This is a genomic window from Paenarthrobacter sp. NPDC091669, assembly GCF_044756725.1.
Lineage (GTDB): Bacteria > Actinomycetota > Actinomycetes > Actinomycetales > Micrococcaceae > Arthrobacter > Arthrobacter bambusae_C.
Map to the genome: position 1 here is coordinate 39891 of NZ_JBIVTK010000013.1, position 25170 is coordinate 65060.

Genomic DNA, 25170 nt, shown 5'->3' on the forward strand with positions numbered 1-25170 from the left:
TGTAGGAGGATTTCACAAAACACCCGAACTTCTTGAAAACTGGCGGCGCCCCAACGCCCCGGCTGAGGTTACTTTGATGCGACACTCCGTTGTCCCTGCCGTTCTTTTGGCCGCTGGCCTGCTGTTGGCGCCCGCTGCCGCCGTCCACGCTGCTCCGTGCGGCGGGAAGATATCCTGTGCGCCCACTGAGGGAGCCGACGATCCGTCTCCCACACAGCCTGCGCTGGCTCCGGAAGCGGACAAGAAGCCCACCTCCAAGCCGGAACCGACCCGTGTCCGCGAGACACCGAAAGCACCTGCGCCTGCACCGGCCGCTCCCGCACCGCCTGTCCAGGCGCCACAGCCCGTAGTCACGCAGTTCGTTACGGTGGCACCCCGGGTGACCGGTCCGGCGTCGGGCCCGTCCGAACCCACGCCAACCCCCGAGGCGACCGTGGCGTCAGCGACGCCGTCGGCCTCGCCTTCTGCGACACCCAGCTCGGCCAGCCCCAGCCCGTCCAAGTCGTCCAACTGGAACACCCCCGTGGACAAGGGCAAGGAGACGCAGGCCGCCGCCATGGTGGGCACGTCCATCTCCGGCCCCAACATGCTGGGCCTGTTCGGCATCCTGGGTGCCGTTCTCATGGTGGGCCTGGGCGGCCTGGCGTTTGCCCTGTGGAGCAAGAACCGGCTCTCTTCGCACTAGCCGCGCCGCAAAAATGTCGTTGGCTTGCGGCAAGATAGACGTGTGAGCACACCAGAAACTGCGAATCCGGTAGAAACCACAGGCGAACAGGCAGCTGCAGCCGTCGTGGAAGCAGAGGGGAACCCACCTTCGGAGTCTTTGCGCGATGAGTACGAGCAACTGGCCGACCTCGTCCGCAAATACCGGTATGCCTATTACCAGGAAGACTCACCCACGGTATCCGACGCCGAGTTTGATGAACTGTACCGGCGTCTGGAGGAGATGGAAGCCCTCCACCCGGAGCTTGTCTCCAACGATTCCCCCACGCAGGAAGTCGGCGGCGAGGTCTCCTCGGCGTTCGCTGCCGTGGAGCACCTGCAACGGATGTACAGCCTGGACGACGTCTTCTCGCTGGACGAGCTTGAGGCCTGGGTGCGGAAGGCAGAAGCGTCCGTGGCCAAGCTCGGAGACTCCGTTCCGCCCATTGCCTGGCTGACGGAGTTGAAGATCGACGGCCTCGCCGTGAACCTCCTCTACCGCGACGGCAAGCTCGTCCGTGCGGCCACGCGGGGCGATGGCACCACTGGTGAAGACATCACGCACAACGTCCTGACCATCAAGGAAATCCCACGCGAACTCACCGGGTCCGGGTATCCCTCTGAAGTCGAAATCCGGGGTGAGGTTTTTATCCCCTCCAAGGCCTTCGTCGAGTTCAACGAGACCCTCGTGGCCGCCGGCAAAGCACCTCTCGCCAACCCGCGCAACGCTGCCGCTGGCTCTCTGCGCCAAAAGGATCCAGCGGAAACCGCCAAGCGGCCCCTGAGCATGTACGTCCACGGCATCGGCGCCCGCGAGGGCTTGGAAGCCAAGAGCCAGTCCGAAACCTACACGCTCCTTGAGGCATGGGGGCTGCCCACCAGCCCTTACCTGAAGGTTCTGGACTCGTTTGACGAGGTCCTTGAGTTCATTGGGCACTACGGCGAGCACCGCCACGACCTCGCACATGAGATCGACGGCATTGTGGTCAAGATTGATGACTTCGCCACCCAACGGGCCCTCGGCTACACCTCCCGCGTTCCAAGGTGGGCTGCTGCGTACAAATACCCGCCGGAAGAGGTCCACACCAAGCTCCTGGATATCGCCGTCAACGTTGGCCGTACCGGCAGGGTGACTCCGTTCGGTTTGATGGAACCCGTCAAGGTGGCCGGCTCCACGGTGGGCATGGCGACGCTGCACAACCAGGATGTGGTCAAGGCCAAGGGCGTCATGATCGGTGACATCGTGATCCTTCGAAAAGCCGGCGATGTCATCCCCGAAATTGTGGGCCCTGTGCTGGCCCTGCGTGACAAACAGGATCCACCGGTCCGGGAATTCGTGATGCCTACAGAATGCCCTTCCTGTGGCACCCCGCTGGCGCCGTCGAAGGAAGGCGATGTGGACATCCGTTGCCCCAATGCGAAGTCGTGCCCGTCGCAGCTGCGTGAGCGCGTGTTCCACCTCGCAGGCCGTGGCGCGTTCGATATTGAAGCTTTGGGGTGGGAAGCTGCCATTGCCCTCACGCAGCCGGCGGAGCCCGAGACGCCTCCGCTGACCAGCGAAGCGGGACTGTTCAGCCTGACTCGTGAGGACCTGGCCGACGTCCTGATCCGCAGGGAGAAGCGCTCCAAGGGCGTGGGCACGGGCGAGTATGAGCTGGTTCCGTACTTCTACACCAAGGGCACCGCCAAGTCCCCGTCCAAGCCAACGGCCACCACCGAGAAACTGTTCGTGGAGCTGGAGAAAGCCAAGAAGCAGCCGCTCTGGCGTGTTTTGGTGGCGCTCTCCATCAGGCACGTGGGCCCCACGGCTTCGCGGGCTCTGGCGACCGCCTTCGGCAGCATGGACGCCATCAGGAATGCCACGGAAGAGCAGATGGCCCACGTGGACGGTGTGGGTCCCACCATTGCGGTGGCACTCCAGGAATGGTTCGCCGTGGACTGGCACAACGAGATCGTGGACAAATGGGCAGCTGCCGGCGTGCGGATGGAAGACGAGCGGGACACGTCCGTGCCACGCACGCTTGAAGGCCTCACCATTGTTGTTACCGGTACTTTGCCCAACTTCAGCCGGGACGAAGCCAAGGAAGCCATCATCATCAGAGGCGGGAAGGCGTCCGGTTCCGTATCCAAAAAGACCAGTTACCTGGTGGCCGGCGAGAGCGCCGGCACCAAGCTGGACAAGGCGGAGCAACTGGGTGTTCCCGTGCTGGACGAGGACGGGTTCCGGGAATTGCTGGACAAGGGACCCGCGACCACCGGAGCAGACACCGAAGCCGCGCCTGACACCGCGCCTGAAGCCGACACCGCGCCTGACGATGACGCCGCGGAAGCGGTCTCCGAGTGACGGATGCGAACGGGCTCCTGGCCGTAGCCAAACGTGCCGCTGCTGCGGGTGCTGCTGTGCTCGCGCAGCGGTCCGTCAGCGGCACGGGCGGCGATGGGCTCGAAACCAGCAACAAGGGCGAGGCCGGCGACTGGGTCACGGCCTTCGACGTCGCGGCTGAGAATGCTGTCCGCGAAGCCATCCTTGCAGAGCGGCCAAACGACACCATCACTGGCGAGGAGCACGGCACCACCAGGCCGGACAACCCATCCGGGTATCGCTGGTCCATTGATCCCCTGGACGGGACCACCAACTTCATTCGGAACATCGCCTACTACGCCACCTCTGTGGCCGTAGCCGATTCCGACGGCGTATGGCTGGCCGGGGTGGTCCACGCGCCTGCCCTGGGTCGCGTCTACTCGGCCGCCCGCGGACAAGGAGCCTGGCTGGAGGTCGGTGGGGAGACCACCCGCTTGGCAGGTCCTGTCCAGGGACGAATGGGACTGATCCTGGCTACGGGATTCAGCTACGATCCCGCTACTCGCGCAGACCAGTCGGCCGGGCTCGCTGAGCTCATGGAGGGTTTTGCTGACGTCCGGCGGCTCGGCTCTGCGGCCCTGGATCTCTGCCTGGTGGCAGACGGCACTTTTGACGCCTACGGCGAACGTGGCCTGAACGAGCACGATTTCTCCGCCGGTGCGCTGATCGCCGAAGAGGCAGGCTGCTGGGTGCGCAGACCACGGCTGGAGAGTCCCTTGAACGGTGGGCCCAGCACCGAAGACCGCTTGGCGGCCTGGATGTGCGCCGGTGCCTTGGAACTGTCCGGCAAGTTTCCTTTGTAGCCACCAGCCCGTGATCAAAACCCTCGCCATTGCCAACTACCGGTCCATCCGGGACCTCGCCATGGAGTTGCATGGCCTGGACATCGTGACCGGTGCCAACGGCAGCGGAAAGTCCTCGCTGTACCGTGCGTTGCGGCTGTTGGCAGAGTGTGCCGGGGGCGACTCCGGCAATGTGGTGGGTTCACTTGCCCGCGACGGCGGTTTGGCCTCCACGCTGTGGGCCGGCCCGGAGTCCACCAGCAAGGCCATGCGCAGCGGTGACGTGGCTGTCCAGGGAACGGTCCGGCGTGAGTCCGTTAGCCTGAAGTTGGGTTACTCCGGGGACGACTTTGGATATCTGGTGGACCTGGGAATGCCAACGCCCGGCGGTGCTGGATTCGACCAGGAAACCGGCAGGCCCCGGCCGTCCGCCTTCAGCTTGGACCCCGAAATAAAACGGGAGCAGATCTTCTCCGGCCCTGTAGCACGGCCGGGCTCACTGTTGGTGGACCGGAAGGGAAGCCTGGCCAGGCTGCGCGGACCGGGCAGCGGGTGGACGGAGTTATCCAGGAGGTTGGACACCTTCCAGAGCATGCTGACGGAGGTATCGGACCAGGACAGGGCGCCGGAGGTTCTGCGGGTTCGTGACTCGGTCCGTTCATGGAGGTTCTACGACCACTTCCGAACGGACGCCGACGCGCCCGCACGTCAGGCTCAGCTCGGAACCCGCACACCCGTGCTTCATCACAGCGGCAGGGATCTCGCTGCTGCTCTGCAAACACTGCGCGAGGTCGGCTTCGAGCGGCAGTTGGATGCCGCCGTCGACCATGCCTTTCCCGGAAGCCGGTTGGAAATCGCCGTTAACGACGGCCGGTTCAGTGTGGAGCTTAGTCAGCCGAGCATGCTGCGGCCCATGAAGGCTGCCGAACTCTCGGACGGAACCCTGCGGTTCCTCTTGCTGACCGCGGCGCTGCTGACTCCGCGTCCCCCGGAGCTCATGGTCCTGAACGAACCCGAGACCAGCCTCCATGTTGACCTGATGCCGGCACTGGCCGGACTGATTGTCCAGGCCAGTGCCAACAGCCAGATGATCGTGGTGACCCACTCCGAGGCTCTGCTCAGTTCCCTCCGCGAGAGCGGTGCCGCCCATGAACATGAGCTCTATAAGGACCTTGGCGAAACCAGGATCAAGGGCCTGGGCTCGCTGGAAGGCCCGTTGTGGACCTGGCCCAAGCGCTGAACGGGGCCATCGCCGCACGTCATGCGTTGGACCAGGCTCAGAATGCCGATCCGATGGACGTGAGCTGCTGCGCGGAGGCGCCTGCGTAACGGTTCTCCGGCCGGGCCAGTCCGTAGTGCCCACGCAACGTGGACGCGGTGTACTCGGTGCGGAACAGTCCTCGTTGCTGGAGGATCGGCACCACCTGGTCCACAAAGACCTCAAGTCCCGACGGAAGCACCGGCGGCATGATGTTGAAGCCATCCGCGGCTCCGGCAAAGAACCAGTCCTGGATGGCGTCGGCAACCTGTTCAGGTGTTCCGGAGAAGGTGCGGTGTCCGCGGCCTCCACCCAGTCGGCCGATCAGCTGGCGAACGGTGAGCTGTTCGCGGCGGGCCAGCTCGACGATCAGCGTGTAGCGGCTCTTGGCACCCTCAATGTCGTCCTCGGAGGGCAGATCCGCGGGGAGTTGACGGTCCAGGGGGAGGTCCTCAGGTTTGAGGCGCAATGTCTTGGCCAGCTGCTCCCGGGCGTATTCGGGCTTGATAAGTTCGTCCAGTTCACGCTCAAGCTTCAGGGCCTCGGCTTCAGTGGAACCGATGACGGGGACGATCCCCGGCAGGATTTTGATGCCTTCCGGGTCGCGGCCTACGGCAGCGGTGCCTGACTTCAGGTCCGAGTAGAAGGCTTGGGCGTCGGCCAGGGTCTGGTGGGCGGTGAAGACGGCTTCGGCATATTGCGCCGCCAGCTTCTTGCCGTTTTCGGAAGAGCCGGCCTGCACGATCAATGGGTGGCCTTGCGGGGAACGGGGAACGTTCAACGGACCCCGGACGCGGAAGTGCTTGCCCTCATGGTCGATGACCCGGATCTTGTTGTCATCGCCCCAGACGCCCTCGGCCTTGTCCGCGAGGACGGCGTCGTCTTCCCAGCTGTCCCAGAGTTTCTGTGCCACCTCAATGAACTCGGCGGCGCGCTCGTATCGGACGGCATGGGCCGGCTGGTCATCCACACCGAAGTTGCGCGCGGCGTCCGGTCCCGCCGTCGTGACGACGTTCCAGCCTGCACGTCCACCACTGACCCAGTCCACCGAAGCGAAACGTCGGGCAAGGTTGAAGGGGTCGTTGTAGGTGGTGGAGGCGGTGGCGATCAGGCCGATCCTTTGCGTGGCCGCAGCGATGGCCGTCAGCAGGACGGTTGGTTCCAGTTTGCCCGCAGGACGGCGGCCCACCTCGCCAAAGAGGACGGGGGAGTCAGCGAAGAAGATGGAATCGAGCTTTCCGCGTTCGGCTGTGCGGGCCAGGTGCTGGTAGTGCTCCACCTTGGTAGAGGCAAGGGGGTCGCTTTCGGGCAGGCGCCACGATGCTTCGTGGTGCCCTGTGCTCATCAGGAACGCGTTGAGGTGCAATTGGCGGTCTGGCGGGGTCATGGTTTCTCCTCGGGGCAGGACGGGTTTTGGGCCGGTGTGTGGCAACTCAAGCACGGGTCCGAAGCCCTCCGCCAGCGATTCGACATGTCCCCGCAACAGCACGAAACCGGAGTTCACGGCACGCAACGCGGCTCCATCCGACGCCACGGGAGGCAACACAAAACCGAGCCCGCCGGCTCCGCAGGCGAACCGGGCGAGGCAACCATCCGGCGTCGTGCGTTCCCAACCTGATTGATAGTTCCATCACGGAAAGGCCCTTTTGGCGGCGTTGGCCATGGGAACCCGACTACCATTGGTAGGTGCTTTCGCCGATTACCGTCCGTCCCGCCCTGCCCGAAGACTACGACGCCGTTGCCCGCATTACGCAGGAGTCCTACGTCACCGCGGGGTACTACGGCGACGCCGATCACCCGTACCTGCAGAAGCTCCAGGACGTGGCCGGACGCGCGGAGCACGCGGAGATCCTGGTGGCAGAGCGCAACGGTGAAGTCATCGGTTCCGTGACGGCGGCTCCTGCTGGTGGCGGTTTCTCTGACATTGGCCTGGAAGATGAACTGGAACTGCGTACCCTCGTGGTGGATCCGGCCGTCCAGCGTTCCGGTGCCGGTCGCGCCCTGGTGCAGGCCGTCGTCGATCAGGCCAAGGCCATGGAGGGCATCAAAGCCGTTTCGCTGACCACCGGCGCAACCTGGGAAAGCGCCAACGCCCTCTACGCGCGCACCGGCTTCGACCGCGCACCGCATCGCGACTGGTTTGTCCCCGGTACCGACATAAAGCTGTTCGTTTACCGGCTGGACCTTCCGCAGTCATAAAGTTTCCTTCGTAAACGCCGGTCACCGGACCGAGCGAAAGCGACAGGAAGGCGCGGCATGCGCAAGACATTCGGCACGGGCTCGGTCTGGGAACAGACCCTTGGATACTCCCGCGCAGTCCAGGTGGACAACACCCTTTTCATTTCGGCGACGGCCGCCTCCGGGGTCGTTGATGGCAAAGCCGGCATTGTGGGCGAGGACTTCTACTCGCAGACCAAGTACATCCTGGAGAAGCTCGGCGCTGTCCTCGAAGAAGCGGGCTTCTCCTACGAGGACGTCGTCCAGTCCAAGCTGTACCTGACGGATATCAGCAAGTGGGAAGACGCCGGACGAGCGCACGGTGAAGTGTTCGGCGAGATCCGTCCCACGCTGGCCCTGGTTCACGTCCTGCCGTTCCTCGATCCCGAAATGCTCGTGGAGATTGAGCTCGTGGCACAGAAGTCCGCGTAGCGCACCCAACTAAGTAGCATTTGTGCGCGTTATGAGCCGTCAAAACGCGCACAAATGCTACTTACTTGGGTCAGGCCGGGACGCCGTAGCGGTGTTCCGGCCGTCCCGTGGTTCCATAGCGTAGTTGGATTTCGACGGCGCCATCGTCCGCCAGCGAGGACAGGTACCGTTGCGCTGTTGCCCGGGAAACACCAACCCGTTCCGCCACCTCGGCCGCTGAATACTGCTCGCCGGGAAGCAGTGATTCCAGGACGGCCGCCTCGGTTGCCGAGCGGGGTTTCGCGGCCGGGGTGACGTCACCGGGGATCAGGGAGCGCTTGGCACGTTCAATGGTGGTCTGGTCCACGGCGGTCTGCTGGCCCAAGATCCTCCTGTACCTGGCGTAGGACCGGAGTTGCTGGGACAGGGACTCTGCGGTGAAGGGCTTGAGCATGTACCCCAGCGCGCCGCGGCGAAGGGCAACCTTGATGGAGTGCGCGTCCGAGGCCGCGGTGAGCATCACCGCGTCGACGTCCAACTGGCCCAGCAGGTCCAGGCCGGAGCCATCCGGCAGATAAACGTCCAGCAGCACCAGGTCCGGGCGGAGGCTGTGGATCGCCTGCAGCGCTTGGGACACGGATCCCGCCGGCGCCAAAGCCATGAACCCGGCCACGGAATCCACATAGGCGGCATGGAGCCTTGCAACGTGGAAATCGTCGTCCACGATCAAAACCCTCAAATCCTCAGCCACTGCTGTCCTTTCCCACCATCGAATCGGCCCCCGTGCCCGTGTGCTCTGCGGAATCCATGACGCCGGGGATGGTGGCCATGAACACCGCCCCCGGACCGCCGTGGCTGCCGGGCTCCAAAACCCGGACGTCGCCGCCGCGCCTTCGCGCCAACTGCCGAACCAACGCCAGCCCCAAACCTTGTCCAGCCCCCGAGCGTACCGGTTGTTCGGACGTCGTGAATCCTTCTGCGAAGACCTCTTCGGGATCAAGGCTCCCCAGACCGTCGCCCGAGTCTCCCACCACAAGGTGCAAGGTCCCGCCGGTTGTGGTGGCCTCGTCCAACAGTTCAACCTCCACCCAACGCTCCGCAGCGGAGCCTGCGACGGCGGCGCTCACCGCGTTGTCGATCAGGTTGCCGAGCACTGTGGTCACGTCCTGGGGGTCGGCCACGTGCCCACGGACCAGTGTTTCGGGCCCGACGCGGAGGGCCACGCCACGCTCCGAAGCCTCCACGCCCTTGGCGCCGACGAACGCCTGCAAGTACGCGTCCTGCAGGAGTTCAGCCTGCTCCACCGGGAACTTCAAGGGGCCCGTTGCTGAGATCCGGGCCAAGTATTCCTTGGCCGATTCGTACTGGCCGATGCTCATGAAACCGGCGATCGTGTGGAGCTGGTTGGCGAACTCGTGGCGCTGGGCGCGGAGGGCCGTGGACATGGTTCCTACGGCGTCGAGTTGGCGGGTGAGCTGCTGCAGTTCCGTGCGGTCGCGGAGCATGACCACCCAGCCAAGGTCTTCCTTGCGATGCCAGGCTTTGCGGGCGCTGGCCACCAAGACCCTTCCGCCGGCGACAATTTCCACAGCCTCCGCGTCACGTGCTGCGGGCTGGGTGAGCTGCTTGAGTTGCCCGGGAACGGCGGCGGACGCCCAGTCCTGCCCGGTGGCATCGGGCATGTCCAGAAGCCTGGCTGCCGCAGCGTTGAATACGGAGATGCGCCCGTCCGCCGCGATACCGATCACGCCGTCGTCCACTCCTTGGAGTACTGCGACTTGGTCGTGGACGAGGGTGCTGATTTCCTCGGGCTCAAGGCCGAGGGTGAGCCGCTGCAGTCTGCGGCGGAGCAGGAACGAGGCCAGGACGCCGGCAAGCAGAGCTCCGCCAGCGGTGAGGGCAATGGGTACGATGTCGCGGGCCAGGCTGTTGCTAAGAGACTCCACGGAGTAACCCACGCTGACTTCGCCCACGATTGCGCCGGACGTGTCCGGGGAGTAAACCGGCACCTTGGCGCCGGCCGACGGTCCCAAAGTGCCGGTGTTGCGGGTAGTGATTTCCTCACCGCCCAGTGCCACGGAGGGATCCGTGCTGACGCGTTCACCCAGCCGTCCAGTCTCCGGGTGGGCCAGCCTGAGCCCTGTTTCGTCCGTGATGACTACGAACAAGGCGCCGGTGCGTGCCCGTACCGCCTCGGCAGCCGCTTGCAGGGGACCGACGGCGAGGACTTCCGGGGGAGGCGTTCCCTCCTCTTTGCTGATGACCTGGACGCCGGACCTGATGCTGGGATCTGCGGCGACCGTCCTGGCAAGGGTGAGCGCCTGGTTCTCGGCTTCGGTGCCGATCCGTTCGTACACCAGCCAGGCGTGGACGGTACCGCTGAGCAGGACCACCAGCAGGACAACCCCCAGTTGGAGGAGAAGGGTCTGGGTGGAAAACCGCATGATCCATTGAATCACTGAGCACAATGCGCAAAACGTTCGCAACGAGCAGTATTCCCAACAATTCCCGGAAACCCCTGCCCGTGACCGGCGCCACCATATCGTCTGTAGTGCGCATCACACCGACGTGGCGCCATTCACAGTAGTAAGGAGCCGGCCGTGCTGGTTTTGCTTGGATTCGCAATGATTGCGGTATTCATGGTCCTGATCATGACCAAAAAATTGACGCCGGTCCTGGCGCTGATCATCGTCCCTACCGTCTTCGGTCTTTTCGCCGGGGCAGGCCTCGGCATCGGCGACATGGTGATGGACTCGATGAAGTCCATGACATCCACGGCCGCGCTCCTCATGTTCGCCATCATCTACTTCGGCCTGATGATCGACGTCGGACTGTTCGACCCCCTGGTGAAGTTCATCCTGCGCAAGCTGGGCAACGACCCCGCCAAGGTTGTCCTCGGTACCGCGATCCTCGCCGCAGCGGTCTCCCTGGACGGCGACGGTTCCACCACCTTCATCCTCACCACTGCAGCCATGCTCCCGGTGTACCTGCGACTCAAGATGAGCCCCGTTGTCCTCACCTGCGTGGCCGGCCTCGCCAACGGCACCATGAACATCCTCCCGTGGGGCGGGCCCACCGCCCGCGCTGCGACCGCCCTGAACCTTGATGTCAACGACGTCTTCGTCCCCATGGTCCCGTCCCTCATCGTTGGCCTACTCGTTGTCCTGGTCTTCGCCTGGCTGCTCGGCCTGCAGGAACGCAACCGCCTCCGCACCACTGCCCCCGAGATCTGGGGCGACGTCGCCGATCCCTCTGAAGCGTTCGACGGCGGCACCGGCCGCGGCGGTTCTGTCGCCGCAGGTTCGGGTCCGGGTTCAGGCTTTGGCGCCGGCCGCTTCGGCTTTGGCCGCAACGGTTCAACCGCAGGTAAGCCGGGAACCGGCGGAGGTTCCGGCGTCGCGGTTCTCGAAGACCCTGCCACGCTGGTGGACGACCACGACACTGCCATGGCGGACACCGCACTGGACCCCAACCGCTCCACCCTGCGTCCCAAGCTGTTCTGGTTCAACCTGGGCCTGACCGTCGCCGTCATGGTGGTCCTGGTGGCCAACATCGTTCCGCTGCCGTTCGTGTTCATGGTGGGCTCCGCAATCGCCCTGCTGGTCAACTTCCCCAAGGTCAAGGACCAAGGCGCCCAGCTGATCGCCCATGCACCGTCCATCGTCGCCGTCGTCAGCATGGTCATGGCCGCCGCAGTCCTCACCGGCGTCCTCAACGGCACCGGCATGGTCAAGGCGATGTCTGAGTGGCTGGTCCAGATCATCCCCGCAGACATGGGTCCGTTCATGGCGATCATTACCGGACTGCTCAGCATCCCCATGACCTTCTTCATGAGCAATGACGCCTTCTACTTCGGTGTCCTTCCGGTACTCTCCGAAACCGCAGCGCACTATGGCGTAGATGCAGTGGATATGGCCCGCGCCTCCATCACCGGGCAGCCCTTCCACCTGCAAAGCCCCCTGGTTCCCGCGATCCTCCTGTTGGTCTCCTTGGCCAAGGTGGACCTGGGCGACCACCACAAGAAGGTCCTCTGGCGCACGGCAGTCGTCTCAGTGGTCATGCTGGCAGTCGGAGTCCTGACCGGAGCAATCGGCATCGGCTGACCTGCCGCGCAGCGCCCAACGCAGGGTGCGCCGCAGGCGCAAACCGGCCCAGACAATCCTCCGGAGGGCGGCCTGAAATGGCCGCCCTCCGACGCCAAGAACCCAGACATCCTCCGCGTGCTGCTCCTTCGTCGCTTTGACGCACGCTTCCGGATGCCTGGGTCCTTTTGCGAGAGGGCCACCCGCTTCAGCCCGCACGCCAAAGGAAGTTCAGCCCAGCACTGCGAATCAAGCCCACCCAGCCAACGGCCCCAACCCAACGGGAAAGCAAAGTCCGACATGGTCCGCTCAGGGTCTTTTTGGTTGGGGGGAGGTGGTTTGGCGCTTGGTGGGTTCAGCGTCAGGGGGTCTGGCACATCGGCGGCAGGCGGGACCTCCCGTAGGCTGCGTCTAAGCGAGGAACGAGCGAGCAGCCGAGGGAGCGTCTCGCCAGCCGCCGAAAGGCGCCAACGCCGCCGCAGCTCACCCATTCGCCGTCGGTACCGTCCTGCGCGGACAAGTAGACTGGTTCGGAAAACCATTTGAACTTTGCAGGGGAGATCCATGGCTGCGATCAACCGTGACGACGTCGCGCATCTTGCGCGTCTGGCTCACATTGAAATGAGTGCCGAAGAACTGGACAGGATGGCTGTTGAGCTTGCTGTCATTGTGGATTCGGTGAAGAGCGTGAGCGAAGCTGCGGGGGATGATGTCCCGGCGACGTCGCACCCGATTCCGTTGACCAATGTGTTCCGCGAGGACGTTGTGGGCCACACGTTCACGGCTGAGCAGGCATTGTCCGGTGCTCCGGATGCTTACGAGAACCGTTTCAAGGTCCCGGCAATCCTGGATGAGGGCTAATCACATGACTGAACTGAAGAACGAACTCATCCACCACTCCGCTGCCGATCTCGCCGCGAAGTTGGCTTCCCGCGAGGTGACCGCCGTCGAGGTGACGCAGGCGCACCTTGACCGCATCGCCCTTGTTGATGGCGGAGCCGACGGTATCCACGCATTTTTGCACGTGAATACCGAAGAGGCTTTGGCTGTTGCAGCCGAGGTGGACGCTGCCCGCGCAGCCGGTGGTGCTGCTGCCGAGGAACTGCACGCCCTGGCTGGTGTGCCGGTCGCTGTGAAGGACCTCATTGTCACGATCGGCCAGCCCACGACGGCCGGTTCGAAGATCCTTGAGGGCTGGCACAGCCCGTACGACGCCACCGTGGTGAAGAAGCTGCGCGCGGCCAAGATGCCTATCCTTGGCAAGACCAACCTTGACGAATTCGCCATGGGTTCCTCCACGGAGCACTCGGCGTACGGCCCTACCCGCAACCCGTGGGACCGGGACCGCATTCCCGGCGGTTCGGGCGGTGGCTCCGCTGCCGCCGTCGCCGCTTTCGAAGCACCGCTGGCCCTCGGTACCGATACCGGTGGCTCGATCCGCCAGCCGGGCGCTGTCACCGGAACTGTTGGCGTGAAGCCGACCTACGGTGCTGTGTCCCGTTATGGTGCCATTGCCATGGCATCCTCGCTGGACCAGATCGGCCCGGTATCCCGCACGGTCCTGGACTCGGCGTTGCTGCAGGAAGTCATCGGCGGCCACGATCCCTTCGACTCCACGTCGCTGACCGACCCGTTCAACGATCTTGTTGCTGCTGCCCGGGTGGGCAATGTTGCCGGGATGAAGATCGGCATCGTCAAGGAACTTCACGGCGAGGGCTACCAGGCCGGCGTCGAGAACCGTTTCAACGAGTCGCTGCAGCTGCTGAAGGATGCCGGCGCCGAAATCGTTGAGGTTTCCTGTCCCAACCTGAAGTACGCCCTGGGTGCCTACTACCTGATCATGCCTTCCGAGGTGTCCAGCAACCTGGCCAAGTTCGACGGCGTGCGCTTCGGCATGCGCGTCCTGCCCAAGGACGGTCCCATGACCATCGAGCGCGTCATGGGTGCTACCCGTGCCGCAGGCTTCGGCGACGAAGTGAAGCGCCGCATCATCCTCGGTACCTACGCTTTGAGCGCCGGCTACTACGACGCCTACTACGGCTCGGCACAGAAGGTCCGTACGCTGATCCAGCGTGACTTCGACGCCGCGTTCGCCAAGGCTGATGTCCTGATCTCGCCCACGGCGCCCACCACGGCGTTCAAGCTGGGGGAGAAGTTGGACGATCCTCTGGCGATGTACCTGAACGACGTCGCCACCATCCCCGCCAACCTCGCTGGCATTCCGGGGTTGTCCCTGCCGGGCGGCCTGGCTGACGAAGACGGCCTGCCTGTTGGCATCCAGTTGCTGGCTCCTGCCCGCCAGGATGCCCGCCTGTACCGCGTGGGTGCGGTCCTTGAATCCATGCTCGAAGAGAAGTGGGGCGGTCCGATGCTTGCGCAGGCGCCTGCTCTCGGTGCAGTATCCAACACCGCCGGAGGTTCCAACTAATGTCCGTCGACGCAACCCTGAGCTTCGAAGAGGCCATGGAGAAGTACGATCCCGTCCTGGGGTTCGAGGTCCACGTGGAACTCAACACCAAGACCAAGATGTTCTCCTCCGCACCGAACGTCTTCGGTGACGAGCCGAACACCAACGTCAACGAAGTGGACCTGGGCATGCCCGGCGTCCTGCCTGTAGTGAACAAGACGGCGGTGGAGTCCTCCATCAAGATCGGCCTTGCCCTGAACTGCAAGATCGCCGAGTCCTGCCGCTTCGCCCGGAAGAACTACTTCTACCCGGACACCCCCAAAAACTTCCAAACATCCCAGTACGACGAACCGATCGCCTACGACGGTTACCTCGACATCGAGCTCGAGGACGGCACGGTCTTCCGCGTGGAAATCGAACGCGCCCACATGGAGGAAGATGCCGGCAAGCTGACCCACATGGGTGGCGCTGCGGGCCGCATCCAGGGTGCCGACTACTCACTGGTGGATTACAACCGTTCCGGTGTGCCTCTGGTGGAAATCGTCACCAAGCCCATCGAGGGGGCCGGAAGCCGTGCACCCGAGCTGGCCAAGGCGTACGTCGCTGCTGTTCGCGAGATCGTGAAGAACCTCGGTGTTTCCGATGCCAAGATGGAGCGCGGCAACGTCCGCTGCGATGCCAACGTTTCCCTGCGCCCGCACGGCCGGGAACGCTTCGGTATCCGTTCGGAAACCAAGAACGTGAACTCGCTGCGCGCCGTCGAGCACGCCGTGCGTTACGAAATCCAGCGCCACGCTGCCGTCCTGGACTCCGGCGAGCCGGTCATCCAGGAGACGCGCCACTGGCATGAGGACACGCGTTCGACGACGTCGGGCCGGCCCAAGTCCGACGCCGACGATTACCGCTACTTCCCGGAGCCGGACCTGGTTCCGGTCGTCGCCTCCCGTGAGTGGGTGGAGGAACTCCGCGCCACCCTTCCCGAGCCGCCGGCCGAGCGCCGCAAGCGCCTCAAGGAAGCCTGGGGCTACTCGGATCTGGAATTCCGCGACGTGGTGAACGCCGGTGTCATGGACTCCATCGAGGAGACCATTGCGGCCGGTGCTTCCGCAGATGTTGCCCGTAAGTGGTGGATGGGTGAGATCGTGGGCCGTGCCAAGGTGGCCGACGTCGATCCTTCCGAGCTGGGTGTCACGCCGCAGGTCATCGTGGAGCTGAACAAGCTGGTTGAAGACGGCAAAATCAATAACAAGATGGCCACCCAGGTCCTTGACGGCGTCCTCGCCGGCGAAGGAACCCCGGCGGAGATCGTAGAGAAGCGCGGCCTTGCGGTCGTGTCCGACGACGGTCCCCTCCTGGAAGCCATCGATGCAGCACTGGCAGCACAGCCGGATGTCGCCGAGAAGATCCGAGGCGGCAAAGTCCAGGCCATCGGCGCCATTGTTGGCGGCGTTATGAAGGCCACCCGCGGACAGGCTGACGCTGGACGAGTCCGTGAACTCATCCTGGAGAAGCTCGGCGTCGAGGGCTAACACCCGTTCTTCCCATCAAAGTAGGCCGCAGTTTTACTGCGGCCTACTTTGCTTTTTGGGCGCACAATGGATGCATGGCCACACTCTCACCGGGCCTCCGGAAGGCCCTCCTTGCCAGCGGGATCACCGTCGTCCTGAGCGGTGGCGGGGCCGCCGCTGTCTGGGCGGGCACCCAGCCCAGCCCCACGCCGTCGAGCGCTTCTGTTTCAGCCGGCCCGACCCCTTTGGGTAACGCCAAGTCCGCTGACGGGCGCGGGCGGGCTATTCACGGCGAACACGTCGTGAAGCAGCAGGACGGGAGCTACCGTACGGTCCTCACACAATCTGGAACCATCGAAGCGGTCAACGATTCAGAGGTGACTGTGAAGAGTGAGGATGGCTTCACGCAGCGCTACGTCATCAGCGCGGACACCCGGATCTCCACGGTTCCACCCGACCTTCCCGGGCGCAGGAACGGCAAGGCTAAGCCGTCCTTGCCCGCAGCTACTGCGGCCGACCTCAAGCCCGGCGATACCGTGCGCGTCAGCGGCACTCGGGAGGGCGATGCTGTTACGGCAACCAGGGTCGTATCCGGCGAGTTGCCTGCGGGCCTCAAAGGCGCTCACGGGCACAGGGGCCACGGGCCCAAGTAGCCGCGCAAACCAGCTACAGCGCCACAGTCCTGAAGCCCAGGTTGGCGCTGGCTGAGTCCGGGGTGTTCGAGCTCCGGGCAGCCAGGCGATAGCGGTTGCAGTAAGAGTCGTGGCAGAGGTACGAGCCACCGCGCATGACCCTGCCCCGGCCGATGGTGGGGCCCTGCGGGTCCTCGAGCGTTCCCTGCGCGAGGCAGGTCTTGTAGTACTTGGGCAGGAACCAGTCGCTGCACCATTCCCACACATTCCCGCTGGTTTGGAAGAGCCCGTAGCCGTTGGGGCTGAAGGACCTGGCGGGTGCGGTGGTGAGGTAGCCGTCGTCTTCGGTGTTGCGGGACGGGAAATCGCCCTGCCAGATGTTGCAGTTGTGCGCAGCGGTGCCGGATGTGTTGTTGTGGAGCTCGTTGCCCCACGGGTAGCGCTGCCCGGCCAACCCGCCCCGGGCCGCGTACTCCCACTCGGCTTCCGTCGGTAGTCGTCGGCCGGCCCATTCGCAGTATGCCAGGGCGTCGTTGTAGGACACGTGGGTGACGGGATGGTCAGGGATATCTGTCCAGTTCGAAAGAGGTCCGGCCGGATGGGCCCAACTGGCGCCGCGGACATTGAGCCACCATGGGACGTTGTTGACCCGGTTCAGAATGTCATGCGGCTCCGCTTTCACGGCGAGGTGGAACACGGCTGATGTTCCAAAGTTTTCCGACTCGGTGCGGTGGCCCGTGGCGTCGACGAACCCGGCAAACTCTTCATTGGTCACGGTGGTCGCGCTGATCCGGAATTCTGAGATGGATACTTCGTGCAGGGGCACTTCACCATCGGCTTCATAGCCCTCGTTGAACGGGTCGCCCATGGTGAACGTCCCGCCGGGGATCTGGGCGTCGTTGGTCTGGTTGGTTTGAGTGGTCCCGGCTGTAACGGTGGTCGGGTGTCCTCCCACCGCGCGCAGGGGGAGCGTCAGCCCCGGCGTCGAGTGTTCCCGGGCGCCGGCGCCCGGGCTGCAACAATCTGCCATGTCCACCTTCTGTCTGAAAACCAACTGCTTGTACTTTAGCGGGGTCCGGTGGCCTGCCAGAGGCTCCTTCCTTGCACTCGCCTCAACCACGCACCCGTTTCCTCCCTGTGCACCACTTGTGGCCAGGCGTCGCACCCGTTTCCGCCCCGCGACACGGTTCTTACGGGGGCGATCGGCGTGAAAGGGTGCGGCGAGCCCCAATGAGGAGACTTGGGGCGCACCCGGCACCACGGGCCAACGCCGACCGCACGCCACGTCCACCCCAACTAGCACCCGTTTCCGCCCCGCGCACCACTTGTGGCCGGGCGTCGCACCGGTTTCCGCCCTGTGCACCACTTGTGCCCGGGCGTCGCACCCGTTTCCGCCCCGCGCCACGGTTCTTACGGGGGCGATCGGCGTGAACGGGTGCGGAGAGCCCCAATGAGGAGACTTGGGGCGCGCCCGGCACCACAAGCCACCCTCAGCGCAAACCATCCCCCCCAACCCACCCACACCACAACCCCACCCCCCAAGCCAGCCCAACCCCCACCCGAAGTGACGAAAAGTGATTTCTGCACTCAGTTTCGATCATGTTCTTGCAAAAAGAGACGCGGGTCACTTATGGTTTGTTAAACGGTTAACGAGCGTGGCTTGAATCACATTGATGGTTCCGGCTTGGCACTTGAGGAGACACCATGAACTCGACGACGGAACAGGCTCCGGCATTGCCCGAAGCCCGCCGGGTCGCGGCGCCGGCACGGGGGAGCGCCCCTGGGGCCGGATCAAAGAAGCGGAAACGGAGCAAGCCCCCGCAGCAGAGTTTCCGGTCCCGCCTGCGACGCGACAAGCAGATGCTGCTGATGATGGTCCCGGGTGTGGCCTTCCTGCTGCTCTTCTTCTACATCCCCATCCTGGGCAACGTCATCGCGTTCCAGGACTACCAGCCGTATTTGGGCATCGGAGACAGCTTGTGGGTCGGCTGGCAGAACTTCGTGGACCTGTTCGGGAATCCGGACTTCATCCATGCGTTCTGGAACACCCTGTATCTGGCCGCCTGGCAGTTGGTCTTCCTGTTCCCGGTGCCGCTGGTGCTGGCGCTGATCGTGGATTCACTGATCAGTACCCGGGTGCGCCGCATTTTCCAGAGCATCGCCTATCTGCCGCACTTCCTGTCCTGGGTCCTGGTGATCGCGTTCTTCCAGCAGATGTTGGGCGGCGCAGGTTTCGTCAACAACCTGCTGAGGGACTGGGGCATGGATCCCATTCCTTTCATGACCAACCCGGAAACCTTCCCCGTCATGGTGGTCGTCCAGATGATCTGGAAAGACGCCGGCTGGGCAATGATCATCTTCCTGGCAGCCCTCGCAAGCATCGACGCTTCGCTGTACGAAGCTGCCGCCGCTGATGGTGCCGGTCGCTGGCGCCGGATGTGGCACATCACCCTTCCCGGGTTGAGGCCCGTCATCGTGCTCCTGCTGATCCTGCGCATCGGCGACATCCTCTCGGTCGGCTTTGAACAGTTCATCCTCCAGCGTGACGCTGTGGGCGCCGGGGCCGCGGAAGTGCTGGACACCTTCACCTACTACACCGGCGTAGTAGGAGGCGGCTGGAGCTCAGGTGCTGCGGCCGGCCTCGCCAAGGGCGTGGTCAGCGCGCTGCTGATCTACGGCGCCAACAAACTTGCCCACCGCTTCGGCGAAGACGGAATCTTCGCAAAACAAGTGCGCTGACAGCCACGCTGACCCGCGCGCCTGCCGCACAAGGAGAACCCCCATGGCAACAACACTTTTTACCAGGAAACCCCGGGAGCTTAGCTACAACCCCAAGCGCCCGGTGTGGAAGGAGAAGCCTTCCGCCCTGTACCAGACAATCAAAGCCATAGTCCTGGTCGTCTTCAGCTTGTCCATCCTCACGCCCATCCTGCTGGTGGTGTCGACATCCCTCGCTGACACCGAACAACTGGTCAAGGCAGGCGGCTTCGTGCTCTGGCCCGAGCGTCCCACGCTGGAGGCCTACGCCACCATCTTCAAAGGCCCCATGGTGCTGCAATCGCTCGGCGTCAGCATGCTGGTCACCGCAGTGGGCACCATCCTGGCCCTGTTCGTGACCATCACCATGGCGTATGCCACGAGCCGCACGGTGCTCTTTGGCCGACCGGTGATTCTCGCTGTCCTGTTTACGCTCCTCTTTGCGCCTGGCCTGATCCCGTCGTTCCTGATGATCCGTCAACTGGGCCTGCTCGATTCTTTGTGGTCGCTGATCCTCCCGGGCATCTTTGGAGCCTTCAACTTTGTGGTGATGCGATCGTTCTTCATGAATATCCCGGGCGAACTGATCGAAAGTGCCAGGATCGACGGCGCCAACGACTGGCAAATCCTGTGGCGCATCGTGATGCCACTGTCCAAAGCCGTGATCGCCGTCGTCGGGCTCTTCTACGCGGTCGGTTTCTGGAACTCGTTCTTCAACGCCCTGCTCTACATCAACGATCACAGCAAGTGGCCCATCCAGCTTTTGCTCCGCAACTTCGTGGTCCAGGGCAGTGGTGCGGCGGACCAACTGGGAATCACCACCACCCCGCCGCCGCAGTCCATCCAAATGGCCGTAGTTGTCGTGGCATTGGTCCCGATCCTGATGGTCTACCCGTTCCTCCAGAAGCACTTTGCCAAGGGCGTCATCACCGGCGCCGTCAAGGGCTAGCCCCCTCCCAAAGTCCAGAAAACAAAGCACTCAAACCTCAGAGAAAAGCAAGTAACCAGAAAGGGTTATGCCATGACGAGCACTACCTCTCAGGCTGGATTCAGCCGCCGCGGTTTCCTTGGCCTCGCCGGCCTGGCCGTGACCGCTGCAGGCTTGTCCGCCTGCGGTGGTGGCGGAACCGCGAGCAACGGAGGCGCCGCTGCCTCCGCGTCGGTCAAGCTGCCCACGTACAAGGAGTTCACCGGCGTCACCCCGGACATCGCGGGCAACGCCAAGGGCCTCCAAGCCGGCTACTTCAAGCTGCCCACCGCTGTGCAGTCCGTGAAGACCCCGCCGCTCAAGGGCAAGGTGACCGGCCTGACCGAAACCTTCGACACCATGAGCCCGGGCCTGAAGGACAATCCCTTCTGGCAGCGGCTCAACGCCAAGCTCGGCGGGGACCTGGAACTCCAGATCGCCGAAGATATTGGAGACGGCTACCCGGCCAAATTCGCCACGGTCCTGGCCAGCAACGATCTCCCGGACATGATGTGGGTACCGCCGAACCAGGGCATCCCCAACGTCGGCCCCATGCTGGAGGCCAAGTTCCAGGACCTGACGCCGTACCTCTCCGGTGACGCCGTGCTGGAGTACCCCAACCTGGCCGCACTGAAGCCCGATTCCTGGAAGACCGCCGTCGTGAACGGCAAGATCTGGGGAGCTCCCATCCCCAGTACCCCGTTCGGCCAGGTGTACCTGGGCAACCACGACATGTGGTCCAAGGTTGGCGGCTTTGAAGCTTCCAGCGCCGACGAATTCCTGGAGAAGGCCAAGGAACTAACCCGTCCGGGTGACCAGCAGTATGCGCTGGAGCCGGCCTACATCAACGCCCTCCACATGGTCACGGAATGGTTTGGCGCCCCCAACAGCTGGGCCGTCAACAAGGACCGCACGCTGACCCACCTGTATGAAACCGACGAGTACCTGGCCGGTGTGGAGTTCACTGCCAAGATGTTCGCCGCCGGTGTGTTCTACCCGGATTCCAAGGCCACGGACATCCGCTCCCGTGTGGCCAACGGAAGTGTGGCCGCGCAGGTTGTGGTGGGCCCGCACGATATCCGCAGCTACCGTGCCCTGAACAAGACCGCCCAGTTCGATGTCCTCATTCCCTTCAGTGCCGACGGCAAGGTCAAGCCTGTGTACGACATGGGCTACGGCACGGTGGGTTTCACGCCGTTCAAGAAGGCCGAAGAGGGCAAGATCCGCGAACTGCTGGCGCTCATCAACTACCTGTCGGCGCCATTTGGCACGGTGGAGTACATGCAGAAGAACTTTGGCGAGCTTGGCGAGGACTACACGATCGATGGCTCCGGAAACCCGGCGCGCACCGAAACAGGAACCACCAACGCACCAGGCCTGGTTTCGGCGCTAAACATCATGTCCAGCCCGGAGAACGTCATTTTCAACCCGGGATTCGACGACGACACCCGTTACGTCAGCCAGCAGGAGGAAAAGCTCCTCGAATTCGCGTGGCGCAACCCCACCAACGGTTCCTACTCGGACACCAACGCCAAGGTGGGAGCGAAGATCACCAAGCAGCTTCGCGACAAGGTAGTGGACATCATTACCGGCCGCGCCAAGATCGACGAGCTCAAGGATGCCGTCAAGCGCTGGAAGAGCGAAGGCGGCGACAAGATGCGCGATGAGTACCAGGCCGCGTTGGACCCCAACGTGCCGGTGTTCAGAAGCTAGCCTCAAACCAACAACGAACCAACGCGCCACGACAGAGAAGACCAGCAGGGGGAACCATGGCAAAAGCAAGCACCACCGGAGTCCGGCCCACCATCCGCATGGTGGCCGAACTGGCAGGAGTGTCCACGGCCACGGTCTCCTACGTGCTGTCCGGCCGCCGCGGTGACGGCGGACCTGGAGTTTCGGATCCGACGGCGGAAAAGGTCAAGGCGGCTGCGGAGCGGCTGGGGTACCGCCCCAACCAGGCGGCCCGGGCCATCCGGACAGGCCGCACCAATACTGTGATCCTGTCGCTCACCATGCTGTCCGATCCTTGGTCTCTGTCCGTGATCGAGGCCGTTCAAAAGGCGGCCGGTCCTTTGGGAATCACACCGATGATCCTCGGAGACGCCGACTGGGTCAAAGTGCTCGGCACGCACAACGCCGACGCCGTGTTCGTTGACGCCGTCCGTCCTGACCAGCGGGGTGCCTTGCGCAAGCTGGCGGAGCACGGAACCACCCTGGTGGTTTTTGACGAAGAGGTCGCAGCGGACGGCTTCGACGTTATTCGGTCCATTGCCGGCCCAGGCTGCCGTATGGCCGTGGAGCACCTGCTCCACGGCCATCGCAGGATTGCCTGCTTGACTCCCGCGACGGCGGCCGGCACGTCCGGCGGCACCCGTTACCGGGCCTACACCGAGGCGCTGGAGCAGGCCGGCATTCCAGAACGCGAGGACTACGTGGGGTTGTTCGATGGCACCAGCGCAGGGGCGTATGCCGCCGCAACGCGGGTGCTCAGCATGCCGGACCGGCCAACCGCCATCTATGCCACCACGGATTACGCAGCCGTCAGCGCCATCAATGCGGCCCAGCGTTTGGGTCTGTCCGTAGGCACCGATGTGGACATCATCGGCGTGGGCAACACCGTGGAGGGTGAACGGATGTCACCCTCGCTCAGCACCGTAGGTCCAGTGGATTTCTTCGACAAGCTTGCCCGGCTGCTCCTGCGGCGGGCAACCGGCCCTGCTGACACCACCGCAGCTGAGGAACCCGACTTCCTTGACTTCCCGTGGCATTTGTTCGTGCGTGAATCGGCGCCGCACCGCAGCGCCGCAACCAGACTTTACTAAGAAACAGCAGAAGGAAACAGCACACCATGGAAAAGGATTTGAAGGTCGGCATCGTGGGTTTCGGCTTGCGTTCAGGGCTCTGGAAACACGCCCACAAGCCAGGCCAGGGCTCTGAGGTCACCATCGTCTGCGACCTCAGCGAACGAGGCCGGGCAGATGCTGCAGAACGGATCCCCACGGCCCGCGTTACGGGGGATCTGGAGGAACTCCTGACCAGCGGGATTGACGCAGTCCTGGTCCTGACCCCCGATAACCAGCACGCCGCCGTCGCGGTCCGTACACTCAAGGCGGGCATCCCCACTTTCTGCGAGAAGCCGCTGGACATCACCATTGAGGCTGCGGACCGGATCCTGGCAACGGCCTACGAAACCGGCACGCGCTTGTACGTGGGCCACAACATGCGGCACATGCCGGTTGTAGTGCAGATGCGCCAACTCATCGAGGACGGCAGGATCGGCGAGGTCAAGGCGGTCTGGTGCCGTCACTTCGTGGGACACGGTGGTGACTATTACTTCAAGGATTGGCATGCCCAGCGCGCCAACGTCACCTCACTTCTGCTCCAAAAAGGTGCCCACGACATCGACGTGATCCACTGGCTTGCCGGGGGCTACACCAAGCGGGTTGCCGCCGTCGGCGATCTCGCGGTCTACGGTGACGTCGCGAACCGCAGCAACAACGCCGGAAAACGCATGGGTGACTGGTTCTCCATGGACAACTGGCCGCCCACGGAGCAGAAGGACCTGGCGGAAGTGATCGACGTCGAGGACATCTCCATGATGAACATGGTGCTGGACAACGGCGTGCTTGCCTCCTACCAGCAGTGCCACTTCACACCCGACTACTGGCGCAACTACACCGTCATCGGGACCAAGGGCCGCATCGAAAACCTCGGCGACGGACCTGGCGAGACCATCAATGTGTGGACCAGCCGGTCATCCGGCTACGCGGCACCGGACGAGGTGATTACCATCCAGGACGGCGAAGGAGGCCACGGTGGCGCGGATCCCCGCTTGATCGAGGAGTTCCTGCGCTTTGCGTCCCAAGGCGGCCAAACGCAGACGAGTCCCATAGCAGCCCGTCAGGCAGTGGTGGCCGGCATCCTTGCGGCGGAATCACTCCGCAGCGACGGCTCTGCGCGCGAGGTCCCGGAGCTCCCTGCCGAACTGGTGGAGTACTTCGACGCCGGCCAGCCCGCCCTGGTCCGCGACTGACGGCCCGCGGTTAGCGGGAGCTGGATAGCTCGACAAGCTCGGTCATGACGGTTTGAAGTGACTCGCAAACCGTCATGACCGATTTCCGTTTGAGGGTCTCCGGCCGGGCCAGGATGTCGATCTTGCGCACCGAATTCACGCCGGACAGCGGACGCAGCACCACTCCGGCATCCAACACGCGGCGCGCTGTGAACCGCGGCAGCAGCCCGATCGCCCCGCCCGCGGAAACCAACGCCGCAACGGTCGAATAGTCGTTGATCCGGTGCAGCACCTCGGCCGGCCGTCCGCTGACGGCGACGACGGCGGCCAACACGTCCGCAGGGGAGTAGCCATCGCGGCTGGTCACCCAGGATTCACCCACGACGTCGGATGGCTCCAGGTCCGGCCGGGCCGCCAGTGGATGATCCGCGGGGAGGGCGATGTCCAGGGGCTCGTCTGCGAGTGGAATCACCGCCACCTTGTCCTCCGGCCATTGCGGGCTGTTGTCCATCCGGTGTGCCAAAACGAGGTCGTACCGTGCGGCCAACCCCGGGAAGTCCTCCTGGGCCACATCCTCATCGGACAGTCGCAGGCGGGGTGACTTCCCGCCGTCGGACGCTGTCCCGGATGCCAGCAGCGCCGCCAACGGCGCGAACAGCGCCTGCCCCGCGCTGTGGAACGCACTCACGCTCACCGGCGCGTCCGGAGCATCGTGATAGGCGCCAATTGCTGCCCGCGCATCTGCCATGGCGTTCACGACGGCGGCACCCGCCTCGGCGAGGACGCGGCCGGCGTCGGTCAGCACCAGAGCCCTGCCGTCTTTGCGCGTCAACGGCACGTCCACCGATTTCTGCAGCAGTGCGAGCTGCTGGGAAACGGCCGACGGAGTGACCATGAGCGTCTCGGCCACCGCTTTCACGCTGCCGAGGTCGCCAAGCTCACGAAGCATCTGCAACTGGTGTATTTCCATTAGCAAATCCTAAATCGTTGATTGAGAAGAATCTAGTTGTGCTAAATCGTTGCCGGGGCTCTAATGGACTCAGCAGCAGCGAAGCAGCCCCGGCAGTGAGGAA

The 25170-nt window shown here is 64.0% G+C and carries 21 protein-coding genes; 16 read left to right on the forward strand and 5 right to left on the reverse strand.

Annotated elements, in window-relative coordinates; genetic code table 11:
* Positions 1 to 76 precede the first annotated feature (76 nt).
* The 4 genes from ACIQLI_RS19275 to ACIQLI_RS19290 are packed head-to-tail and all read left to right on the forward strand — an operon-like array spanning position 77 to position 5086.
* Complete coding sequence (locus tag ACIQLI_RS19275; protein WP_400391328.1) at positions 77 to 685, forward strand: hypothetical protein; 609 nt, start codon at positions 77 to 79, stop codon at positions 683 to 685.
* 42 nt (positions 686 to 727) lie between these two features.
* Complete coding sequence (gene ligA / locus ACIQLI_RS19280; RefSeq protein ID WP_400391331.1) at positions 728 to 3046, forward strand: NAD-dependent DNA ligase LigA; 2319 nt, start codon at positions 728 to 730, stop codon at positions 3044 to 3046.
* Entirely contained in the window at positions 3043 to 3867 is an 825-nt protein-coding gene (locus ACIQLI_RS19285) for an inositol monophosphatase family protein (protein WP_354232169.1), read from the forward strand. Before ligA ends, ACIQLI_RS19285 begins: the two co-directional genes overlap by 4 nt.
* A gap of 10 nt (positions 3868 to 3877) precedes the next feature.
* The gene (locus tag ACIQLI_RS19290; RefSeq protein WP_400391334.1) at positions 3878 to 5086 is read left to right on the forward strand and encodes an AAA family ATPase; all 1209 of its coding nucleotides are present in this window, start codon (positions 3878 to 3880) and stop codon (positions 5084 to 5086) included.
* 37 nt (positions 5087 to 5123) lie between these two features.
* Here the strand turns inward: ACIQLI_RS19290 and ACIQLI_RS19295 are convergent, their stop codons facing one another.
* Positions 5124 to 6491, reverse strand: coding sequence for an LLM class flavin-dependent oxidoreductase (locus ACIQLI_RS19295; protein ID WP_400391337.1), 1368 nt, complete (start codon positions 6489 to 6491; stop codon positions 5124 to 5126).
* A gap of 299 nt (positions 6492 to 6790) precedes the next feature.
* On the opposite strand from ACIQLI_RS19295, the gene ACIQLI_RS19300 reads away from it, so the two are divergent.
* Both ACIQLI_RS19300 and ACIQLI_RS19305 read left to right on the forward strand, forming a co-directional pair.
* Positions 6791 to 7303: a GNAT family N-acetyltransferase gene (locus ACIQLI_RS19300; protein WP_354232172.1), complete on the forward strand. Its 513-nt coding sequence runs from the start codon at positions 6791 to 6793 to the stop codon at positions 7301 to 7303.
* A 57-nt stretch (positions 7304 to 7360) separates the two neighbouring features.
* The gene (locus ACIQLI_RS19305) at positions 7361 to 7753 is read left to right on the forward strand and encodes a RidA family protein (RefSeq protein WP_354232174.1); all 393 of its coding nucleotides are present in this window, start codon (positions 7361 to 7363) and stop codon (positions 7751 to 7753) included.
* Between the two features lie 70 nt (positions 7754 to 7823).
* On the opposite strand, the gene ACIQLI_RS19310 is transcribed toward ACIQLI_RS19305, so the two are convergent.
* Together ACIQLI_RS19310 and ACIQLI_RS19315 are read right to left on the reverse strand one after the other, a co-directional pair.
* Positions 7824 to 8483 (reverse strand): response regulator, encoded by a 660-nt coding sequence (locus ACIQLI_RS19310; RefSeq protein WP_400391342.1) that lies wholly within the window; start codon positions 8481 to 8483, stop codon positions 7824 to 7826.
* Entirely contained in the window at positions 8476 to 10176 is a 1701-nt protein-coding gene (locus tag ACIQLI_RS19315; protein WP_400391345.1) for an ATP-binding protein, read from the reverse strand. The genes ACIQLI_RS19310 and ACIQLI_RS19315 overlap by 8 nt, the downstream gene beginning before the upstream one ends.
* A 156-nt stretch (positions 10177 to 10332) precedes the next feature.
* Between ACIQLI_RS19315 and ACIQLI_RS19320 the strand changes: the two genes are divergently transcribed.
* From ACIQLI_RS19320 to ACIQLI_RS19340, 5 genes are all read left to right on the forward strand, one after another.
* Entirely contained in the window at positions 10333 to 11835 is a 1503-nt protein-coding gene (locus ACIQLI_RS19320) for an SLC13 family permease (protein ID WP_354232180.1), read from the forward strand.
* Between the two features lie 543 nt (positions 11836 to 12378).
* The gene (gatC, locus tag ACIQLI_RS19325; protein WP_089594284.1) at positions 12379 to 12675 is read left to right on the forward strand and encodes an Asp-tRNA(Asn)/Glu-tRNA(Gln) amidotransferase subunit GatC; all 297 of its coding nucleotides are present in this window, start codon (positions 12379 to 12381) and stop codon (positions 12673 to 12675) included.
* 4 nt (positions 12676 to 12679) lie between these two features.
* Entirely contained in the window at positions 12680 to 14242 is a 1563-nt protein-coding gene (gene gatA / locus ACIQLI_RS19330) for an Asp-tRNA(Asn)/Glu-tRNA(Gln) amidotransferase subunit GatA (RefSeq protein ID WP_400391348.1), read from the forward strand.
* The gene (gene gatB, locus ACIQLI_RS19335) at positions 14242 to 15750 is read left to right on the forward strand and encodes an Asp-tRNA(Asn)/Glu-tRNA(Gln) amidotransferase subunit GatB (RefSeq protein WP_089594286.1); all 1509 of its coding nucleotides are present in this window, start codon (positions 14242 to 14244) and stop codon (positions 15748 to 15750) included. Before gatA ends, gatB begins: the two co-directional genes overlap by 1 nt.
* A gap of 74 nt (positions 15751 to 15824) precedes the next feature.
* Positions 15825 to 16382 (forward strand): DUF5666 domain-containing protein, encoded by a 558-nt coding sequence (locus ACIQLI_RS19340; RefSeq protein ID WP_400391352.1) that lies wholly within the window; start codon positions 15825 to 15827, stop codon positions 16380 to 16382.
* A 13-nt stretch (positions 16383 to 16395) separates the two neighbouring features.
* On the opposite strand, the gene ACIQLI_RS19345 is transcribed toward ACIQLI_RS19340, so the two are convergent.
* Entirely contained in the window at positions 16396 to 17391 is a 996-nt protein-coding gene (locus ACIQLI_RS19345; RefSeq protein ID WP_400391355.1) for a formylglycine-generating enzyme family protein, read from the reverse strand.
* 674 nt (positions 17392 to 18065) lie between these two features.
* On the opposite strand from ACIQLI_RS19345, the gene ACIQLI_RS19350 reads away from it, so the two are divergent.
* The 5 genes from ACIQLI_RS19350 (at position 18066) to ACIQLI_RS19370 (ending at position 24118) form a co-directional block, all read left to right on the forward strand.
* Positions 18066 to 19100, forward strand: coding sequence for an ABC transporter permease (locus ACIQLI_RS19350; protein ID WP_400391358.1), 1035 nt, complete (start codon positions 18066 to 18068; stop codon positions 19098 to 19100).
* A gap of 43 nt (positions 19101 to 19143) precedes the next feature.
* On the forward strand, positions 19144 to 20067 hold the full coding sequence (locus tag ACIQLI_RS19355) for a carbohydrate ABC transporter permease (RefSeq protein WP_207596922.1): 924 nt from the start codon (positions 19144 to 19146) through the stop codon (positions 20065 to 20067).
* 72 nt (positions 20068 to 20139) lie between these two features.
* Complete coding sequence (locus ACIQLI_RS19360; protein WP_400391362.1) at positions 20140 to 21798, forward strand: sugar ABC transporter substrate-binding protein; 1659 nt, start codon at positions 20140 to 20142, stop codon at positions 21796 to 21798.
* Between the two features lie 56 nt (positions 21799 to 21854).
* Positions 21855 to 22907, forward strand: a complete 1053-nt coding sequence (locus tag ACIQLI_RS19365) for a LacI family DNA-binding transcriptional regulator (protein WP_400391365.1) — start codon at positions 21855 to 21857, stop codon at positions 22905 to 22907.
* Between the two features lie 26 nt (positions 22908 to 22933).
* Positions 22934 to 24118 (forward strand): Gfo/Idh/MocA family protein, encoded by a 1185-nt coding sequence (locus ACIQLI_RS19370; RefSeq protein ID WP_400391368.1) that lies wholly within the window; start codon positions 22934 to 22936, stop codon positions 24116 to 24118.
* Positions 24119 to 24128: 10 nt separating this feature from the next.
* On the opposite strand, the gene ACIQLI_RS19375 is transcribed toward ACIQLI_RS19370, so the two are convergent.
* Positions 24129 to 25067 (reverse strand): LysR family transcriptional regulator, encoded by a 939-nt coding sequence (locus tag ACIQLI_RS19375; protein ID WP_400391371.1) that lies wholly within the window; start codon positions 25065 to 25067, stop codon positions 24129 to 24131.
* Positions 25068 to 25170: the final 103 nt, after the last annotated feature.

Excerpts from the sequence above, each read along its gene's own strand:
- ACIQLI_RS19275 (WP_400391328.1), top strand. The coding sequence starts at position 77 with ATGCGACACTCCGTTGTCCCTGCCGTTCTTTTGGCCGCTGGCCTGCTG.
- ACIQLI_RS19295 (WP_400391337.1), bottom strand. The coding sequence starts at position 6,491 with ATGACCCCGCCAGACCGCCAATTGCACCTCAACGCGTTCCTGATGAGC.
- ACIQLI_RS19305 (WP_354232174.1), top strand. The coding sequence starts at position 7,361 with ATGCGCAAGACATTCGGCACGGGCTCGGTCTGGGAACAGACCCTTGGA.
- ACIQLI_RS19315 (WP_400391345.1), bottom strand. The coding sequence starts at position 10,176 with ATGCGGTTTTCCACCCAGACCCTTCTCCTCCAACTGGGGGTTGTCCTG.
- gatC (WP_089594284.1), top strand. The coding sequence starts at position 12,379 with ATGGCTGCGATCAACCGTGACGACGTCGCGCATCTTGCGCGTCTGGCT.
- gatA (WP_400391348.1), top strand. The coding sequence starts at position 12,680 with ATGACTGAACTGAAGAACGAACTCATCCACCACTCCGCTGCCGATCTC.
- gatB (WP_089594286.1), top strand. The coding sequence starts at position 14,242 with ATGTCCGTCGACGCAACCCTGAGCTTCGAAGAGGCCATGGAGAAGTAC.
- ACIQLI_RS19340 (WP_400391352.1), top strand. The coding sequence starts at position 15,825 with ATGGCCACACTCTCACCGGGCCTCCGGAAGGCCCTCCTTGCCAGCGGG.
- ACIQLI_RS19345 (WP_400391355.1), bottom strand. The coding sequence starts at position 17,391 with ATGGCAGATTGTTGCAGCCCGGGCGCCGGCGCCCGGGAACACTCGACG.
- ACIQLI_RS19350 (WP_400391358.1), top strand. The coding sequence starts at position 18,066 with ATGAACTCGACGACGGAACAGGCTCCGGCATTGCCCGAAGCCCGCCGG.
- ACIQLI_RS19355 (WP_207596922.1), top strand. The coding sequence starts at position 19,144 with ATGGCAACAACACTTTTTACCAGGAAACCCCGGGAGCTTAGCTACAAC.
- ACIQLI_RS19360 (WP_400391362.1), top strand. The coding sequence starts at position 20,140 with ATGACGAGCACTACCTCTCAGGCTGGATTCAGCCGCCGCGGTTTCCTT.
- ACIQLI_RS19365 (WP_400391365.1), top strand. The coding sequence starts at position 21,855 with ATGGCAAAAGCAAGCACCACCGGAGTCCGGCCCACCATCCGCATGGTG.
- ACIQLI_RS19370 (WP_400391368.1), top strand. The coding sequence starts at position 22,934 with ATGGAAAAGGATTTGAAGGTCGGCATCGTGGGTTTCGGCTTGCGTTCA.
- ACIQLI_RS19375 (WP_400391371.1), bottom strand. The coding sequence starts at position 25,067 with ATGGAAATACACCAGTTGCAGATGCTTCGTGAGCTTGGCGACCTCGGC.